Raw genomic sequence first — 16678 nt, 5'->3', positions numbered from 1 at the left:
TTTACGACATACCCTGTATGAAATGGGTATAAAAACAGCAAGGATGATTATGATTACCATTGAAAAGTACACGCCATGCCGTCATGAGCAAACCCTTGAGCTGCAAGTCTTAGAGGATCAAGTCCAATACACAGTCGCGAATATTCCTGAGTTATTGGAAAGTCTTAAACCGACAGAGCTAGCACACTTGATCTTATTGGATGATCAAGTGGTTGGCTTTTTTGTCTTCGATGCCGTATACAGCGAGAACTACGATTTCTGTCCGGAAAAGAGTTTAGGCGTGCGTTGGTTGTTGTTGGATCATCGTCATCAAGGCAAAGGTATTGCCAAGCGAGCCATCAGCCAGTTTGCTGATTACGCTAAATTGCATTTTCCGAGCTTTGATTTTCTCTATTTGACGGTTAATTGCCGCAATGTACCGGCTTATCAGTGCTATTTGAAAGCAGGTTTTGAAGATACTAATGAGCTGTATCATGGTGGTCCGGTTGGGCCTCAGCACATCATGCGACAAGCCTTGTAGTCATTGTGCTAAAAAACCAAAAGCCGCCCAGTTCTACACTGTGCGGCTTTCTTTTAGATGTATTGAGCTGTTAGTGAACGAAGGCTTTACGCCCAGCGAACACCGCCATTGAGCCTAACTCGTCTTCAATGCGCATTAGCTGATTGTATTTTTCGACACGTTCACCGCGACATGGCGCACCTGTTTTAAGATGACCTGTGCGAAGTGCAACGGTCATATCGGCAATAAAGCTGTCTGTGGTTTCACCCGAACGGTGAGAAACAAACGCGCCCCATGCAGCGTGGTGACACATTTGAATCGCTTCAATGGTCTCGGTTAGCGAGCCAATCTGATTCAGTTTGATCAATGCTGAGTTAGCAGCATTCATGTCGATCGCTTTTTGGATGTATTTGGTGTTGGTAACCAGAAGATCATCGCCGACGATTTCGATCTTACCGCCAAGCTTCTCATTCAATAGCGGCCAGTTATCCCAATCGTCTTCAGCAAGTCCATCTTCGAGAAGAACCACAGGGAAGTCTTCTACCAACTTCTCGTAGTATTCAATCATCTCTGCAGAGGTCAGTTCACGGTTCTCTGAGCGTAGCTTGTATTTACCATTCTCATAGAACTCACTAGAGGCTGGATCCATACAGATACCGACATCGACACCAGGTTTTAATCCAGCTCTCTCAATGCCTTTGACAATCAACTCTAACGGCTCGCGGTTGGACTTCACAGCTGGCGCAAAGCCACCTTCATCACCGACGCCGACTGAGTGATTAGACTCCAACAGAACTTGGCGCAATGCATGATACACCTCGCTGCCCCATTGCACCGCTTGTCTGAAGTTTTCAGCACCGTATGGCGCAATCATGTATTCCTGAAAATCCGGACCTTGCCAGCGAGCATGCACACCGCCGTTGAGGATGTTCATACAAGGCACAGGTAATAGGTTAGCGCCCACACCGCCAAGATACTGATACAGAGGTACGTCAGCGGTTAGTGCGGCTGCACGGGCAACGGCGAGGGAGACACCAAGAATGCCATTCGCGCCGATACGGGATTTGTTTTCGGTGCCATCTAACTCGATCATAATGCGGTCAATTAACGCTTGATCGCGTGAGTCCAAACCAACAATGGCTTCAAGCACTTCGGTGTTGATCAGTTGAACGGCATTGAGCACACCTTTGCCACCAAAGCGGGTGTCGTCACCATCTCGCAGTTCAACCGCTTCTCGTGAACCTGTACTGGCACCCGAGGGCACCGATGCTCTTGCTGCAATGCCACAACCGAGTGTGACTTCGACTTCCACAGTCGGATTTCCGCGTGAATCCAAAATTTCGCGCGCCAGAATATCCTCAATCAAGAAATCCATAGTATGTCCTCAATGATCAGTTAGGTGGGGAAATGACTTTAAGAGTGTAGACACAGATTTTTGATTACGATGACTCTTGATATCTTTGATGTTGAAGACAGTTGTTTATGTGGCTGTTTTCACATAAATTCCAGAAAGGCCATTGGTTATCAAGGAAGAGTCGTGAAGATAGAAGTCGACAATTTAGAAAGAGCAGCAGTCATTGCATTGCTAGAAGAACATTTGCAAGACATGTACGCCACGTCACCACCAGAGAGCGTGCATGCGTTAGATTTAGATAAGCTCAAAGCGCCAGAAGTGACATTTTGGACCGGATGGAAGGGTGAGCAACTGCTTGGTTGTGCTGCGATTAAAGAGTTGGATGGCCAACACGCGGAGCTGAAATCCATGCGCACCACGCCAGCGGCAAGAAACCAAGGAGTGGCATCTCAATTATTGATTCATGTGATTGAGCGAGCGAAGCAAAAAGGCTTGCAGCGCTTGAGTTTAGAAACGGGCTCGATGGAGTTTTTTAAACCTGCGCGCCTGTTGTATGAAAAGCATGGCTTTGTGTACTGCGAGCCGTTCGGGGATTACGAACTCGATCCAAACAGCCAATTCATGACCCTAGAACTGAGCTAGGGCCATTAACTTTTAGAAGCTAAATCCAATTGATTTAGAAATTTAGATTCAAGTTGATGGTTGGCGACAACAGGTCTGAACGCTCGTCAGCCAATCGCTTTCTCTTCTCTTTCAGACGTTTGGCATTGTCTTTGTCTGGATTGCCATCAAGTTGATTATCGATGACCGAGATTTCAGTATCGATCTCTTGGATGCGTTGTTGGCGTTGATATTCTTGATGACCTAACTGGTAGTTTTCAATGAATTCTTTGCTGCTGCACACACCGTAATATTCTTTGCCTTCGATACCGACAGTGTAACCATTGTCTGGTGAGCAATATTGGATAGTGCCTTTATCAAAGCCTTCTTTCCATTTCGCTCGGTCTGGTGTCACGCCAGCTTCACCACAGTCTTCGGTATAACTATTAATAACGTTTGGATCGTTGCCGTCTCGGCCATCTTGATAACCTACCTTGTACCAGTTCGCCGTCTTGCACTCATCCGGAGACATGCTGGCGCAACCAGAGAGCAAAGTGAGTAAAGCTAGGGGGATTAGCGCTCTTTTCATCAGTTACTGTCCTTTAAACAAAATCGAATTGATAACTCGAGTGTAAAATGAACACTGTTCATATCAATGGTTGAAATCATTGTATTCACAATTGTAGTGACTCATCAGTGTGAGTGATAAGTTCACCACGCTGAATGAGAGGGTGTTTGATTAATATTATTCACGGATTTTGCCTTTGTGGTATCAATCCGATAGCCTTTGCGCCAAAGTAAGTGAATAAGATGTGCATCTAAACAAGTATCGTCAGTGAGGTTAGAACATTGAGCGACCAATCAACCGTCGTCATTATTGAGGATGAATCTGCCATTGCAGAGAACCTGATTCATGTATTAGAGATGGATGGCTACCACGCAGAGTGGTTTGCAACGGCAGGAGAGGGCTTAGCTTTTTTGCAGCACAACTCCGCAGCGTTACTTGTGTTAGACGTAGGCTTGCCGGATGGCAATGGTTTTGAATTGTGCAAAACCATCCGTGAGTTTTCTGATATTCCCATTATCTTTCTCACCGCAAGAAGCGATGAAATTGACCGCGTAGTGGGCTTGGAGATTGGGGCGGATGATTACGTGACTAAGCCATTTAGCCCGCGCGAAATGCTGGCGCGCATTAAACTTCGAATCAAAGCTAAAGCGCCAATGATAGAGCACAAACCAGAGCCTGTGGCTGTTCCAGAACAACCTCAATTGAGCCATGATTTGGTTGCGCAGAACTTCGATTATGGTGTTGGCGGGCAAATGCTTGGGTTAACTGCGGTTGAATTTAAGATTCTCGATAAACTGATTTCCGTCTCTTCCAATGTATTGAGTCGAGAGCAGCTCATGGTCGCTGCAGACATGGCGCCAGAGGCTGCATACGAGCGCAATATCGATACCCACATCAAAGCCATTCGCCATAAGTTAAAGCCGTTTGAGATGTCTGAGCGCATCTGTACCAAGCGTGGCTTTGGTTACTTTTACTGCATTAAAGGTGAATGATGAATCGCTGGCCGAAGATCCCTCTTGGACTCAGACTGTTTTTTCTCTACTTCATCTTAGTCGGGATGACGGCTTACATGGTGAGCAAAACCGTTGTCCAAGAACTTAAGCCAACCGTGCGCCAAACCACCGAAGAAACGCTGGTGGATATGGCGAACTTGCTCGCGGTATTGGCAGAAGAAGATGTTGCGAACGGTAAGTTATCTGAGAGTCGCTTCTCCAAACTACTAGCGGCTTATGGTCAGCGAGAGCCTCAAGCGCGCATTTGGGAAATTGGCAAAAAAGCGATTAACCATCGAATTTACATTACCGACAAACAAGGCATTGTGATTGCGGATTCTTGGCAGCAAGACGTCGGTAAAGACTACTCACAATGGAACGATGTATATCTCACGTTGCGTGGTCAATACGGCGCGCGCAGTACCATCGAAGACCCGAAAGATCCGCTCTCAACCGTTATGCACGTTGCTGCGCCCATTTACCACAGAGGCGAAATCATTGGCAGCGTGACGGTGGCAAAATCCAATCGCTCAGTACAACCCTTCATCGATCTGTCTAAACGCAATGTGTTGTTTTGGATGGTGTGGATGAGTGGTTTAGTGCTTTTGGCAGGGGCATTGTTTGCTTGGCGAATTCACTCGGCACTGAATAAGCTAGAAGACTACGCAACCAAAATGGGTGAGGGCGAAAAGGTTTCTAAGCCAACATTTCGTATCTTTTATGAGTACGGCACGCTAAGCGACGCATTGGAGAAAATGCGCAACCAGCTCGATGGTAAACAGTATGTGGAAGAGTACGTACAGACGCTGACTCATGAGCTGAAAAGCCCGTTGTCAGCGATTAAAGGCGCGAGTGAAATATTGCAAATGCCGTTGCCTGAAGAAAAGGTCACGCGCTTTGCTGGCAACATTGAGCGAGAAAGCGACCGCATGCAGTCATTGATTGATAAGTTGCTCGAACTGGCTCGCCTTGAAAAGCGCCCCGAGTTAGAACAAGTCGAAGCTATCTCGCTAAAACAAATGGTCAATGAAGTGGTTGAATCGGCGGATGCGCGCTTGAGTGCTAAATCGGTGATTGCCAACATCCAAATTGATGACCATCTCTCCGTGCTTGGTGATGCCTTCTTACTGAAACAAGCCGTTTTTAACTTGATGGATAATGCGCTGGATTTTGCCCACTCAGAGGGATGCATTGAGTGGAAAGCTGAGGTCACGAAAGAGAAAGTGTGCCTGTCGATTTTCAATTCAGGTCCTCACATTCCCGACTATGCAATGCCTCGTTTAACCGAGCGCTTCTACTCCCTCGCTCGGGAAAATGGCGTTAAGAGCACTGGGCTCGGGCTGAATTTTGTTGAGCAAGTGACCAAGCTGCACAAAGGTAAGTTGCAAGTCGAAAACGTCGATTCTGGTGTGAAAGTGACCTTGATTTTACCAACTCCATAGAAACTCCACATTAGTTCCATTCGTTCTCCAAATTGCTGATTTAGATTACTTCCATCAGCAAATGGAGAATGAAACATGAAAAAGATCCTCAATAACCAACTCGGCACGAAGTTCGCCTTCGTGCTGTTTTTGTTTGTCTTACTGCAAATCCCGCTTTCAATGGTCACAGGGCTGATCTCAGAACGCTCATATCGCCAAGATGAAGTCAGAAACGACATCGCACGCAGCAGCAGCGGCGAGCAGCGCATCATTGGTCCATTCATCATGGTTAACTACACCGAAACCAGTTACCGAGATGACAAAGTACAGATTAAAGAGCGTCGTAAATTTCTTTTACCTAGCACTTTTGATATGAGCGCGAATCTGGACAGTTTTGAAAAGTACCGAGGCATTTACCGTGCGCGTTTATACAAAGCACAAGTGGCGCTGAAAGGCACTTTCGATGCAGACGATCTCGCGGCGTTGCAGGGGCTTGATATTGAAAACATGAGCCTAGTGGTTGGCATTGAAGACAGCCGTGGATTGATTCGTTTGGATGACATGACCATGGCGAGTGCTGATATCGAAGTCGTACCGGGAACGGGGTTAAATCAGTTACCACAAGGCTTCCATAGTGCTCTGACTCTCGCTGACCTGAACATAGAGCAACCTTTGGCTTTCGATCTTAACTTCTTGCTGCAAGGGATGGGGCAACTTCAAGTCACGCCAATCGGCAGTCAAACAACAGTTGAGCTCTCTTCAGCATGGGCGCATCCAAGCTTTATCGGTGATTACTTACCAGTGTCGTCAGAGGTATCCGAAGATGGATTTAATGCACAATGGGCGAGCAATAACTTCTCTACCAATATCGCGCAGCTGTTCCAAAGCTGTTTGTCATCGAATCACGCTTGTCACGAGCTTGAACAGCGGCAAATGGGCGTAGATTTGATTGATCCCGTTGACCACTATTTGAAATCCCACCGAGCTGTAAACTATTCACTGTTGGTTATCACATTAGTGTTTGCGAGTTTCTTCTTGCTGGAGCTGTTCCAAGCGCGTCCGGTTCACCCTGTGCAATACGGCTTTATTGGTCTGGCTTTAGCGCTTTTCTATCTGTTGCTGATTTCGATGAGTGAACACCTCGGCTTTAACTGGGCGTATGTGGTATCAGCAGTCGCATCGACAGGGCTTTTAAGTGTGTACGTGAGCGGTATGTTGAGCAACACCAAACACGGCGCGATGTTCGGAGCGTGTTTGCTCACTCTCTACGGATTACTGTTTGGCTTGCTACAAGCAGAAAGCTACGCATTGGTTATGGGGACATTACTGTGTTTCGCGATTTTGAGCTTCACTATGGTCATTACACGCAACGTCGACTGGTACGCACGAAACAAGAAAGCAGAAGAAAGTGCAAAGGCGAATCATGAAGACGTTTAAGCGAGCAACTCTCACTGGTCAGCCAAGCGATATGGTGGAAGAGACATCCGCTATCCACCTGCGATTATCTGCAAAAAATGGACTGAAAAGCTTGGTGTGTTTTATCGCATTGGTCATTATTGCGCTCTATGTTCGAGACAGCTTTATTCGTCCGACAGTTGGTGATGTTCTCGTTGTGGTTTGGCTCTACTACTTTCTTGCAAGTATGTTCTCTATGCCCGTTAACTGGCTGGTTTCATTGGTGGTGTTGATTGCGTTTGCTGTCGAGTTGGGGCAATTGCTTCAGGTCGCAGCTTGGCTTGGTATCGAATCTTCATCGCCTCTGGCTGTAATTTTTGGCGCTACATTTGATTGGAAAGATCTGCTGGCTTACTGCATCGGAGGTCTACTGTGTTGGTGGATGGAAAAGAAATGAAAACCGAGATGAAAGCTATTGTGCTACCAAACCGACTCCGCCATTCCAAACGAGGTATTCGTAAGAGGCTCAAAACCAGTTTACTCAAGCACGTGTACCTTTGGTCACTGACCAATAGAGAACTGCTGTAAACCTCACCTCTTTATTTGAAATACAAAAGGGAATCTTAAACTCACCGACGCACAGGGTGAGTTGAGATTCCCTTTATTAACTAAGATCTATAGTTCTTACTTTTAATCAGCTTTCAAATGAAAGTTTATCGCCGAACGTCTCTTTCCAGTCTTTATCGAACTGTTCAACCGCCGGTTTTACTGCTGGGTGAGCGAACATTTGTGCCGCCACATCGGTTGGTAATGTAATGGCTTCTATACCCAGTTTCATCACTTCCATCGCTTGTTGAGTGTTCTTGAAGCTGGCTGCCAAAATCTTCGCTGGTAGTTGGTTTTGATCGAGCAACAATTGAAGATCCGCGACCACTTCAACACCGTTGCCGTTCATCGCATCAATGCGGTTTACGTAAGGTGCTAGGTAGTCTGCACCGCACAGTGCTGCAAGGAAACCTTGTTGAGCTGAATAGATAGCCGTAGCAAGAACCTGAATTCCTTCTTTTTTCATTAGCTTAATTGCCGCTAAGCCGGTTTCTGTTGCTGGCACTTTTACCACCATATCGTAAGGCAATTCATTCAGTTGGCGCGCTTCTGCCAGCATACCTTCGACGGTTGAACTCACGACTTGAGCGTGAAAGCGAGGTGTACCGCCAAGTGCTTCTTGCATGCCTGCTAGGGTTTCATTCAGCCCCCGTTTTGACTTCGCCAAAATGCTTGGGTTTGTCGTCACGCCTTTTAGCGGTAGGCACTGGTTAAAGCGTTTTACTTCTGCCACATCAGCAGTATCTAAATAAAGTTCAATCATGGTTTCTACCTTAAACAAAATCTTCGTTTTGATGATGGGATCACTATAGATCTGACAATCGAACGAGATCTTGATTTTGATCAATTGAAATTTCATTTGAAACTATAATAATTTCATTAAATGAAAGTTAAGTGAAACTTGTAAACGCTCAAATGAAGCTTTCAGTTCGAACAAAGAAAAGCCGTTCATAAGACTTAACCAGCAAGAAAGAAACGAATTAGGTACACAGCGGTAGCACAGACCAAGAGGCAAGCAGAGATGTATTTCAATATCCAACGATTCTCTACCCATGATGGCGATGGCATTCGTTCCATTCTTTTTCTTAAAGGATGCAGCTTGTCTTGCCCTTGGTGTCAAAACCCAGAAAGTCGCAGCGAAAAGCATTCACTGTTGTTTGATCAGCGAAGCTGCATGGAAGATTGCCAGCTGTGCGTTTCTGCTTATCAAGCCACAACTCAATCTACAGCGGATAGTGAAACGGTGGGTGATGGTATTCAACGTATCGACAACCAGATCATCATCAATCGCAAAGCCATCAAAGAAGACCAACTGATCGCGCTTCGAAACGTCTGTCCTACGCAAGCACTGACTGTCTGCGGTGAAGAGGCAAAATCAGACATGCTGTTCGACACCTTGATGAAAGACAAACCTTTCTACGACCAAAGCCAAGGTGGCGTGACCTTCTCCGGTGGTGAGCCTCTCATGCAAGCGGATTTGGTGGCAGAACTCGCGCAGCGTCTGCATGACAACCAAGTCTCTACCGCTATTGAATCGTGCATGCATGTGCCGTGGAAGAACGTCGAAAAAGCCGCGCCGCATATTGATTGCTGGTTGGCGGATTTAAAACATACCGACGAAGAAAAGTTTCTTAGCTGGGCGAAAGGTTCACTAAAACGCATCAAAGATAATTTCCGAAAACTGGCACCTATCGCGAAGCGCATTGTGATTCGTGTTCCCGTTGTGCCGGGGTTCAATGACACCATCGAAGAGTTGAAAGACATCATCGATTTTGCGGCTTCACTAGAAAGCTGCCAAGAACTTCACTTGCTGCCGTACCACACGCTCGGCATCAATAAATACCGTTTGCTCGATATGCCTTACGAGTGTTCTGACAAGCCATTAAACAAACCAGAACTGCTAGAAAGCGCCATGCAATACGCAAGCGAAAACACCCAACTTAACGTGATTGTAAGAGGTTAACTATGGACCTGAATTACCTTCCTGAGCGTATCAAAGCGCACAAATCGGCACTGGTAAATATCGTAACGCCACCTGTCTGTACCGAGCGTGCAGAGGCATACACTCGTGCTTATCAAGCGAACGAAGACAAACCTGTAATTGTCCAACGTGCGCTAGCACTGCAAGAGCACTTACGCACTCGTACGATTTGGATTAAGCATGATGAGTTAATCGTCGGTAACCAAGCGAGCAAAGTACGCGCTGCGCCTATTTTCCCAGAATACACTGTACGTTGGATTGAAGCGGAAATTGATGAGCTAGCCGACCGTCCTGGTGCAGGCTTTGCGGTCACTGAAGAAGATAAGCAAAGCATCCACAGCATCACACCGTACTGGCGCGGTAAAACCGTTCAAGACCGTTGTTACGGCTTGTTCACTGATGAGCAGCAAGAGATCTTAGCCAGCACCATCATTAAAGCTGAAGGCAACATGACTTCGGGTGATGCGCACCTTGCGGTGGATAACGAGAAAATCTTGAAGCTAGGCATGAACGGTTTGTTAGAGGATGTTCGTCAGCACTGTGCTAACAATGATGTTTCGACCTTTGAAGGCTTGAAGAAAGAGCAGTTCTACAAGTCGGTCGAAATTGTACTGCTTGCCATTCAAGACCACATGGTGAGCTACGCTGAATTGGCGGCAAAAATGGCGCTAGAAGAGACACGCCCGCTGCGCAAAGCTGAGTTAGAAAGCATTGCGGCAAACTGTCGTCATGTAGCAAGCCACGCACCAGAAAACTTCTGGCAAGCACTGCAATTAAGCTACTTCGTTCAGTTGATGCTACAAATCGAATCGAACGGTCACTCGGTTTCTTTCGGTCGTATGGACCAATTCCTCAACGAGTTTTATGTTCGTGATATCGAAAACGGCGCGATTGAAGAAGACTTTGCACTAGAGCTTTTACAAAGCTGTTGGTTGAAGCTACTTGAAGTGAACAAGATTCGCTCTGGCGCACACTCAAAAGCCTCCGCAGGTTCTCCGCTGTACCAAAACGTGTGTATTGGCGGTCAGAAGTTGAATGAAAAGGGTGAGCCTGAAGACGCAGTGAATCCACTTTCTTGGGCGATTCTGGAATCTTGTGGTCAGTTACGTTCGACGCAACCTAACTTGAGTGTGCGTTACCATGAAGGTTTGAACCAAGAATTCTTAATGGGTTGTATCGAAGTGATTAAATGCGGTTTCGGCATGCCTGCTTTCAACAACGATGAGATTGTCATTCCTGAATTCATCAAGCTTGGCGTAGAGAAAGAAGACGCTTACAACTACGCATCTATCGGCTGTATCGAGACGGCGGTTCCAGGCAAATGGGGTTACCGTTGTACGGGCATGAGCTTCATTAACTTCGCTCGTATCCTGCTCGCTTCATTGAATGAAGGTGTGGATGCAACAACGGGTAAAGCTTTCTTGCCGCACGATAAGTCATTAGCAAAAGGCAACTTTGAGAACTTTGAGCAAGTGACGGCTTCTTGGGCAGAGCAAATCCGCTACTACACCCGTAAATCGATTGAGATTGATACAGTCGTCGACAGCGTACTTGAACAGCAAGCTCAAGACATCTTCTGTTCAACACTAGTGGATGACTGTTTGGCTCGCGGTAAAACTGTGAAAGAAGGTGGCACGAAATACGATTGGGTATCTGGCTTGCAAGTCGGTATCGCCAACTTAGGTAACAGCCTAGCCGCCATCAAGCACCTTGTTTTCGATGATGCGCAAATCACCCAACCAGAGTTGGCAAAAGCATTGGCTGAAGATTTCGACGGCATGGAGAACGAACAGCTTCGCCAACGTCTTATCAACTTTGCACCAAAATACGGTAACGATGATGACGCAGTAGACCAACTACTGGCAGACGCGTACCAAGTGTACATTGATGAGCTAGAGCAGTTCGTTAATACGCGTCATGGTCGTGGTCCAATTGGCGGCGGTTACTACGCAGGTACATCAAGTATTTCGGCAAACGTCCCATTCGGTGCTTCAACCATGGCAACGCCAGATGGTCGTAAAGCGAAAACGCCGTTAGCTGAAGGTGCAAGCCCGTCATCTGGCTCAGACCGTTTAGGTCCAACGGCTGTGTACAACTCGGTCGGTAAGATCCAAGCGAACAAGATCCTTGGTGGCGTGCTGCTTAACCAGAAGTTAAGCCCGGCAGCGGTTGAGTCTGAAGGGGATAAGCTCAAGCTTTCTATGTTGATTCGTACCTTCTTCAACCACCACAAAGGTTGGCACGTGCAGTACAACATCGTCTCTCGTGAGACCTTGCTAGCTGCGAAGAAGAACCCTGAACAATATCGTGATCTTGTTGTGCGAGTCGCAGGTTACTCAGCCTTCTTCACCGCGCTATCACCAGATGCTCAAGACGACATCATCGCACGTACTGAGCACGAGCTGTAAGTACACTCACTAAGTAAAACAAAAGGCACCAATCGGTGCCTTTTTGCGTTTTGGTATGAGTTTATTTACCCATATGCTCGCGGCGCATTTTTGTCAGTATTTCCAAGCGTTTTGAATACTGCTCTTGGAACGCTTTTGGGTCGACGCCTTCGGAAACTTGAGCGTATACTCGCATCTTGTTACCACCGTAAATCTTCGCCAAGTCTTCGTTGCTGTAGCCTCGTGCCCATAAGTCATCAGTAATTGCGGCTAAGATCTTGGATAGTTCGCCGTTGCCTGTTGCTCCCTTGTTGAAGGCGTCAATCATGTAGCCGCCATCGTCATACATCTTGGCGTTTTTCGTCGCAAAATCGACCACGCCTTTTGTCGAGAACATGTCATCGGTAGCGATACCAACATGGTCAACACCAACCAATTTCACATAGTAATCAATCATATCTGCCGCTTGTTTTGGTGAAATGTCCTCAGGCCATACACCATCCATCATCCACTCGGTAAAGGTTGGAGATACATATCCGCCAGATTTCGCAGCACGAATTGCTTCATCATCAGGGATTGCACGGTAACAGCCTTTTGGAGTCGCATCGGGTTCACTCTTATACAAACCCGCAGGGACTGAGTGAGAGTAGATAAATGGCGTTCCAGCATGATTCTTTTCCATGTAATCCATCGCATCATTGGCGGTCTTGGAACCGGTATGGCTCAAGTCGAGAATTACGCGGTATTTCACCATCTCATCGATCACTGATTGGCCCCAAGGCGTTAAGCCAATATCGCGACCATTATAGGCAGCTAATTGACCTGAACCGGTACGAAAAATATCGTTGTACGCCAAGATCATGCTTTTCAAACCCATGTCTTTAAGCAGCGCCATACGAGTCACGTCTTCTTCCAAAATTGTGGCAGTTTGGCTATTCCAAAGAACGGCCGTTTTGCCTTCTACGTGCGCTTTCTCAATGTCTTGGTTGGAGTGGGCAACAATAAAGTTGTCTGGTTCTTTCGCCATGGCTGCACGGTGTTTGTGGTGGTGGAAAATGAAGTCATCAAAGTTATGGTCAGCCGCAGTAATTGTGTATTCATGACCAGTAATTCCGTTGTCGCGTGCTAACTGGAAGTAATCGAGAAGTTGTTGATCGTCTGTCCAACCAGCACCATAAGGGCTTGCTAGCATGCCAATCACAATGGTGTCTTGAACAAAGGCTTTCGCTTTGTCTGAAGCTGGCCACGTTTTGCTTTCTACGCTGGCGTAAGCGGAGCCCATTGATACGGCGATAGTGATTGCTGCCAATGACATTTTCTTGATCATAGTAACCTCTCAATAGTGAGTGTAAGTCCGTTTATTTTGATGGGTGCATCTAGCGTTTAGAGATGGCTTTTGTCGTGAATGGTTTAATTCAACTAATTGAATATTAGTCAAAACTCACGTTCTTGCTGCCAATCTCCAAGCGATAACGGAAACTTGATGTGAAATACGATCTATGGCTCAAATTTTTGCCTTAACTTCACTCAAGCGATGTGGTTATCTTAGTCAGTTATGAATGTAAAAATGTGCATTTTGCGCCACGTGTTCTATCTTTTGAAAAGCCAGTCAAGTAACGTCAGAAGTCGTGTAATGAAAAGAGACGCGTTGAACCTAGGAGAAGGTGTGAGTCATTCCATCCCATTGATTAGAAAAACAATCGTGTATGATTTTCTTGGGCAGTTAGCTCTGGAGCCTAAAGCATTGGCGCTATTGCAAGAGCAAGCGGACATGCCATTTGCGCTAGACACTTCAACGGCTGAGTTCATTCCTTTCCATGCTTTTTCTCGGTTGCTATCTGGGTTGGGGCAGCACTTAGGCGCAACGGTATTTGTCTCTTCATTACAACGTATCTCGAAGCACGCGAGTATTAATTTGAAGTTCAATCAAGCCACGTCGGAAAACGTCATAACGAGCTTAGGGCTAAGAGCCTTGAATGTTGAAACGTCAGCTCATGTCACTCGAGTAGAAGCTCATGCTAGTGCCTTTGAGCAAATAGAAGCCGAGTTGTTTCTAACGGTTTATCTTCATGCGTATATGAAAGCTTGGTACCCAAATCTGCAAGAGCCGAGCGCTTACTATCTGCTTCACCCGCAAGGCCAGCCTTTAACTGAGCTCCAAATCAGGAGTGATATTCCGCAGTTTCTTGGTCAAGAACATTTAGCGTTGGAGTATCCCGCTTTAGAAGGGATCGATAGCATAAATGTATGCGCGGAAGACAAGCCTTTTGCTTACTATGTTGAGCAAGCTTTGGCGGCGTATGTAGGGCGAGTTGATATGTCTTTGGAAGTGTTTAGCGAGTTAATTGGCATTTCAAAGCGCACGGTGCAGCGCAGTTTGAAGCAAGAAGGCACCAGTTTTCGAGAGGTAAAAGAGGTGCTCAACTTTGCCTTTGCCAAACGCGTTTTGATTCAAAGAAACAGTGCCGTTGGAGATATTGCCGTGCACTTGGGATACGCTGATGCCACTCAGTTTGTACGTGCCTTTAAACGCGCGAATGGCATCCCCCCCTTGCAGTGGAAGAAAGCCAATCAATCCTCGATCTAGGCTTACTGAGCAAATCTGTTTGAGCTTTATCGTGTTTGGCAACATAACCATTTGATTAATTGAGTGGTTTCAATAGGGTAGGAGACAGTTTCAAAAAGAAGGGTAGAAGAACGGATGTTTTTACTCGTCGCAGTCTTCGCTGGTTTGGCAGCATTAGTTTGGTTTTTCCGAGAAGGCCAATCCATCGGTTTGCACCGCATTCTTGGTACACTTTATTTCATTGCTTACACCGTGGTGTATTTGTACGTCCCGCCATTTCTTGAAATGGGGCATCAATACATTGCTAAAACCTACGAACTCATTCCCATCGTTTGTTATTACTTCATCCTGCAACCTGATCCAGAAGAAGCCAGTGCAGAGCAAAAAGCGAAGATCTTTTTCGCATGGTGCGGCTTAATATTTATTACCTGCTTCTTGTTGTATTTCAAAATGAATGTCTGGTGAGGAGAGCGATCATGCAAATAGTCAAAGCCAACCTCAACCATTTAGAGGCGTTTGAGCAGTATGTTGAAAAGTGTGCTCATGCGGAAATGGAAATGTACGTCGCCGCCCAAAGCGACAGCGAAGCGCTGCTGAAAAAACGAATTGGATACGCGAAGGGAGAAGGTTTGCCTGAAGGTTGGACGCCGTCTTCGACATACTTCTGTATCGAAGAAGGGATGATACTTGGTTCGATTCGAGTTCGTGATGGGAATAACGACTACCTTGAAAATGTGATTGGGCACATTGGTTACGAAACTGCGCCAGATGCTCAAGGTAAAGGCATCGCCACATTCATGTTGAATTGGGTGAAAACCGAAATCATTAAGGACTTTGCTGTCGTCACTTGTGATGTGAACAATACCGCATCAAGACGCGTGATCGAAAAAGCGGGTGGCGAGTTCCTCAATACATTCTATTCAGAACAAGACCAATACGAAGTGCGCCGCTATCGATTGTCGGCAGAGTAAGCTCATTGAGATGAACAAACGCCCTCGTGATTGAGGGCGTTTGTTATTGGGAATGTTCCGTTCTGAAGTGAGAGGTTAGAACTCTTCCTCTTCAAAGCGTCCTGTGTTCTCTAGCCATAAACCATTGATGACACCAAAGGCGCAGGCGAGTAATACGCCAAGTACCCAACACATGTACCACATACTTGCCTCCTTAATAGAGCGATGAGCTGTTGCTGCGGATGTAGTTGTTATCCAAACGTCCGAACATTTTGTAGTAACACCATGCGGTGTAGCCCAGAATCACAGGCACAACGATGATGGCAACGATAGAGATAATGCCGAGCGTTTTCTCACTCGATGTCGCATCCCATAACGTTAAGCTGTGCGATGGGTTGATGCTTGATGGCATGATCATCGGGAACAAGGTGACGCCTGCCGTTAAGATGATGCAAGCAATCGCAATGCTCGACATAGTAAACGCCACCCCAGCACGGCGAGAGACCGTTGCCCAAAAACACACCAGTAAGCTCGTTACCGCAGTAAATGGAATCAACCAAAGTTGCGGCATTTCGCTGAAGTTATGCAATAAATCACCCGCGATGCTCACCACTTGTTTGTTGAGTGGGTTTGAAATGCCATCTTTAAGCATCGCGCCTATGATGATGTAACCCGATTGCGATGCCGCGAACAAACCGCCAAACATAAATAGCAACATGGTTGCACCCGCGCCCCACAACGTGATGTTTTGTGCTCGACTGCGCAGCTCATGTTTGGTTTTCATTTGAAGGAAAGTAGCCCCTTGTGTCACCACCATGGTCAAACTCACTAAGCCACACAGAATTGGGAATGGAGTAAGCAAGTCAAAGAACCCACCTTGATAATCCAACATCAGCAAGTTGTTTAACTCGAACGGTACGCCGACCAACAAGTTACCGAAGCCAACCCCAAAGATAATCGGTGGAATCACACCGCTGATGAACAAGGCGATATCACACGCGTTGCGCCATTGCGGATTATCGATTTTAGCTCGGTAATCCATACCTATAGGACGCAACCAAAGGGATGCGAGCACTAACAGCATGGCAATATAGAATCCGGAGAACGCTGCGGCGTATACCAAGGGCCATATCGCGAAGATGGCACCGCCAGCGGTGATCAGCCAAACTTGGTTGCCGTCCCAGTGTGGCGCGATAGCGTTAAGCATTACGCGACGTTCGAGGTTCTTTTTCCCCATAACTGGGAGCAGCGCGGCTACCCCCATATCGAATCCGTCAGTGATGGTGAAACCAATCAACAGCACACCAACGACCGCCCAAGTAAATAGGCGTAGGTTTTCGTAATCAAACATAGTGCCTC

General features: G+C 46.6%; 17 protein-coding genes. 11 read left to right on the top strand and 6 right to left on the bottom strand.

All coding sequences use genetic code 11. The annotated features are described in order from the left end of the window. The first annotated feature begins 49 nt into the window (after window positions 1-49). A complete protein-coding gene (locus tag ATB78_RS01720; RefSeq protein ID WP_061007645.1) occupies window positions 50-520 on the top strand; it encodes a GNAT family N-acetyltransferase in 471 nt (156 codons plus the stop codon). A 70-nt stretch (window positions 521-590) separates the two neighbouring features. Here the strand turns inward: ATB78_RS01720 and eno are convergent, their stop codons facing one another. Next, a complete protein-coding gene (eno, locus tag ATB78_RS01715; protein WP_061007644.1) occupies window positions 591-1874 on the bottom strand; it encodes a phosphopyruvate hydratase in 1284 nt (427 codons plus the stop codon). Window positions 1875-2036: 162 nt separating this feature from the next. Between eno and ATB78_RS01710 the strand changes: the two genes are divergently transcribed. Continuing rightward, window positions 2037-2495, top strand: a complete 459-nt coding sequence (locus tag ATB78_RS01710; RefSeq protein WP_061007643.1) for a GNAT family N-acetyltransferase — start codon at window positions 2037-2039, stop codon at window positions 2493-2495. A gap of 34 nt (window positions 2496-2529) precedes the next feature. Here ATB78_RS01710 and ATB78_RS01705 read toward each other — a convergent pair whose 3' ends face one another. After that, a complete protein-coding gene (locus ATB78_RS01705; RefSeq protein ID WP_009706451.1) occupies window positions 2530-3042 on the bottom strand; it encodes a DUF2799 domain-containing protein in 513 nt (170 codons plus the stop codon). Window positions 3043-3302: 260 nt separating this feature from the next. Between ATB78_RS01705 and ATB78_RS01700 the strand changes: the two genes are divergently transcribed. The 4 genes from ATB78_RS01700 (at window position 3303) to ATB78_RS01685 (ending at window position 7286) form a co-directional block, all read left to right on the top strand. Then, on the top strand, window positions 3303-4013 hold the full coding sequence (locus ATB78_RS01700; RefSeq protein WP_061007642.1) for a response regulator: 711 nt from the start codon (window positions 3303-3305) through the stop codon (window positions 4011-4013). After that, window positions 4013-5455 carry a two-component system sensor histidine kinase CreC gene (gene creC, locus ATB78_RS01695; RefSeq protein WP_061007641.1) on the top strand — a complete coding sequence of 481 codons (1443 nt, stop codon included), beginning with the start codon at window positions 4013-4015 and terminating at the stop codon, window positions 5453-5455. The genes ATB78_RS01700 and creC overlap by 1 nt, the downstream gene beginning before the upstream one ends. Before the next feature lie 75 nt (window positions 5456-5530). Further along, entirely contained in the window at window positions 5531-6871 is a 1341-nt protein-coding gene (gene creD / locus ATB78_RS01690) for a cell envelope integrity protein CreD (RefSeq protein WP_061007640.1), read from the top strand. Further along, window positions 6858-7286, top strand: coding sequence for a DUF2809 domain-containing protein (locus tag ATB78_RS01685; protein WP_061007639.1), 429 nt, complete (start codon window positions 6858-6860; stop codon window positions 7284-7286). Before creD ends, ATB78_RS01685 begins: the two co-directional genes overlap by 14 nt. A gap of 237 nt (window positions 7287-7523) precedes the next feature. Here the strand turns inward: ATB78_RS01685 and ATB78_RS01680 are convergent, their stop codons facing one another. Beyond that, window positions 7524-8198, bottom strand: a complete 675-nt coding sequence (locus ATB78_RS01680) for a fructose-6-phosphate aldolase (protein WP_061007730.1) — start codon at window positions 8196-8198, stop codon at window positions 7524-7526. Between the two features lie 258 nt (window positions 8199-8456). On the opposite strand from ATB78_RS01680, the gene ATB78_RS01675 reads away from it, so the two are divergent. Continuing rightward, complete coding sequence (locus tag ATB78_RS01675; protein WP_061007638.1) at window positions 8457-9398, top strand: glycyl-radical enzyme activating protein; 942 nt, start codon at window positions 8457-8459, stop codon at window positions 9396-9398. Window positions 9399-9400: 2 nt separating this feature from the next. Then, window positions 9401-11824 carry a formate C-acetyltransferase/glycerol dehydratase family glycyl radical enzyme gene (locus ATB78_RS01670; RefSeq protein WP_061007637.1) on the top strand — a complete coding sequence of 808 codons (2424 nt, stop codon included), beginning with the start codon at window positions 9401-9403 and terminating at the stop codon, window positions 11822-11824. Window positions 11825-11885: 61 nt separating this feature from the next. Here the strand turns inward: ATB78_RS01670 and ATB78_RS01665 are convergent, their stop codons facing one another. Beyond that, window positions 11886-13130, bottom strand: a complete 1245-nt coding sequence (locus tag ATB78_RS01665; protein ID WP_061007636.1) for a membrane dipeptidase — start codon at window positions 13128-13130, stop codon at window positions 11886-11888. A gap of 339 nt (window positions 13131-13469) precedes the next feature. On the opposite strand from ATB78_RS01665, the gene ATB78_RS01660 reads away from it, so the two are divergent. The 3 genes from ATB78_RS01660 (at window position 13470) to ATB78_RS01650 (ending at window position 15340) form a co-directional block, all read left to right on the top strand. Next, on the top strand, window positions 13470-14390 hold the full coding sequence (locus ATB78_RS01660) for an AraC family transcriptional regulator (RefSeq protein WP_240537353.1): 921 nt from the start codon (window positions 13470-13472) through the stop codon (window positions 14388-14390). 114 nt (window positions 14391-14504) lie between these two features. Next, window positions 14505-14834 carry a hypothetical protein gene (locus tag ATB78_RS01655; protein ID WP_005436267.1) on the top strand — a complete coding sequence of 110 codons (330 nt, stop codon included), beginning with the start codon at window positions 14505-14507 and terminating at the stop codon, window positions 14832-14834. A gap of 11 nt (window positions 14835-14845) precedes the next feature. Then, window positions 14846-15340, top strand: a complete 495-nt coding sequence (locus ATB78_RS01650) for a GNAT family N-acetyltransferase (RefSeq protein ID WP_061007634.1) — start codon at window positions 14846-14848, stop codon at window positions 15338-15340. Window positions 15341-15415: 75 nt separating this feature from the next. Here ATB78_RS01650 and cydX read toward each other — a convergent pair whose 3' ends face one another. Continuing rightward, window positions 15416-15523 carry a cytochrome bd-I oxidase subunit CydX gene (gene cydX / locus ATB78_RS28155; protein ID WP_010453186.1) on the bottom strand — a complete coding sequence of 36 codons (108 nt, stop codon included), beginning with the start codon at window positions 15521-15523 and terminating at the stop codon, window positions 15416-15418. A 10-nt stretch (window positions 15524-15533) separates the two neighbouring features. Beyond that, window positions 15534-16670: a cytochrome d ubiquinol oxidase subunit II gene (gene cydB, locus ATB78_RS01645; protein ID WP_061007633.1), complete on the bottom strand. Its 1137-nt coding sequence runs from the start codon at window positions 16668-16670 to the stop codon at window positions 15534-15536. Window positions 16671-16678 lie beyond the last annotated feature (8 nt).

Origin of the sequence: Vibrio sp. CUB2, assembly GCF_001557945.1 — a bacterium.
Taxonomy (GTDB): Bacteria; Pseudomonadota; Gammaproteobacteria; order Enterobacterales; family Vibrionaceae; genus Vibrio; species Vibrio owensii.
Note: the sequence above shows the minus strand (reverse complement) of the source record. Positions and strands in the feature narration are given on the sequence as shown.

Bases quoted from the DNA above. Each gene is read 5' to 3' on its own strand.
- ATB78_RS01720 (WP_061007645.1), top strand. From the start codon at position 50: ATGATTACCATTGAAAAGTACACGCCATGCCGTCATGAGCAAACCCTT.
- eno (WP_061007644.1), bottom strand. From the start codon at position 1,874: ATGGATTTCTTGATTGAGGATATTCTGGCGCGCGAAATTTTGGATTCA.
- ATB78_RS01705 (WP_009706451.1), bottom strand. From the start codon at position 3,042: ATGAAAAGAGCGCTAATCCCCCTAGCTTTACTCACTTTGCTCTCTGGT.
- creC (WP_061007641.1), top strand. From the start codon at position 4,013: ATGAATCGCTGGCCGAAGATCCCTCTTGGACTCAGACTGTTTTTTCTC.
- creD (WP_061007640.1), top strand. From the start codon at position 5,531: ATGAAAAAGATCCTCAATAACCAACTCGGCACGAAGTTCGCCTTCGTG.
- ATB78_RS01685 (WP_061007639.1), top strand. From the start codon at position 6,858: ATGAAGACGTTTAAGCGAGCAACTCTCACTGGTCAGCCAAGCGATATG.
- ATB78_RS01680 (WP_061007730.1), bottom strand. From the start codon at position 8,198: ATGATTGAACTTTATTTAGATACTGCTGATGTGGCAGAAGTAAAACGC.
- ATB78_RS01675 (WP_061007638.1), top strand. From the start codon at position 8,457: ATGTATTTCAATATCCAACGATTCTCTACCCATGATGGCGATGGCATT.
- ATB78_RS01670 (WP_061007637.1), top strand. From the start codon at position 9,401: ATGGACCTGAATTACCTTCCTGAGCGTATCAAAGCGCACAAATCGGCA.
- ATB78_RS01665 (WP_061007636.1), bottom strand. From the start codon at position 13,130: ATGATCAAGAAAATGTCATTGGCAGCAATCACTATCGCCGTATCAATG.
- ATB78_RS01655 (WP_005436267.1), top strand. From the start codon at position 14,505: ATGTTTTTACTCGTCGCAGTCTTCGCTGGTTTGGCAGCATTAGTTTGG.
- ATB78_RS01650 (WP_061007634.1), top strand. From the start codon at position 14,846: ATGCAAATAGTCAAAGCCAACCTCAACCATTTAGAGGCGTTTGAGCAG.
- cydX (WP_010453186.1), bottom strand. From the start codon at position 15,523: ATGTGGTACATGTGTTGGGTACTTGGCGTATTACTCGCCTGCGCCTTT.
- cydB (WP_061007633.1), bottom strand. From the start codon at position 16,670: ATGTTTGATTACGAAAACCTACGCCTATTTACTTGGGCGGTCGTTGGT.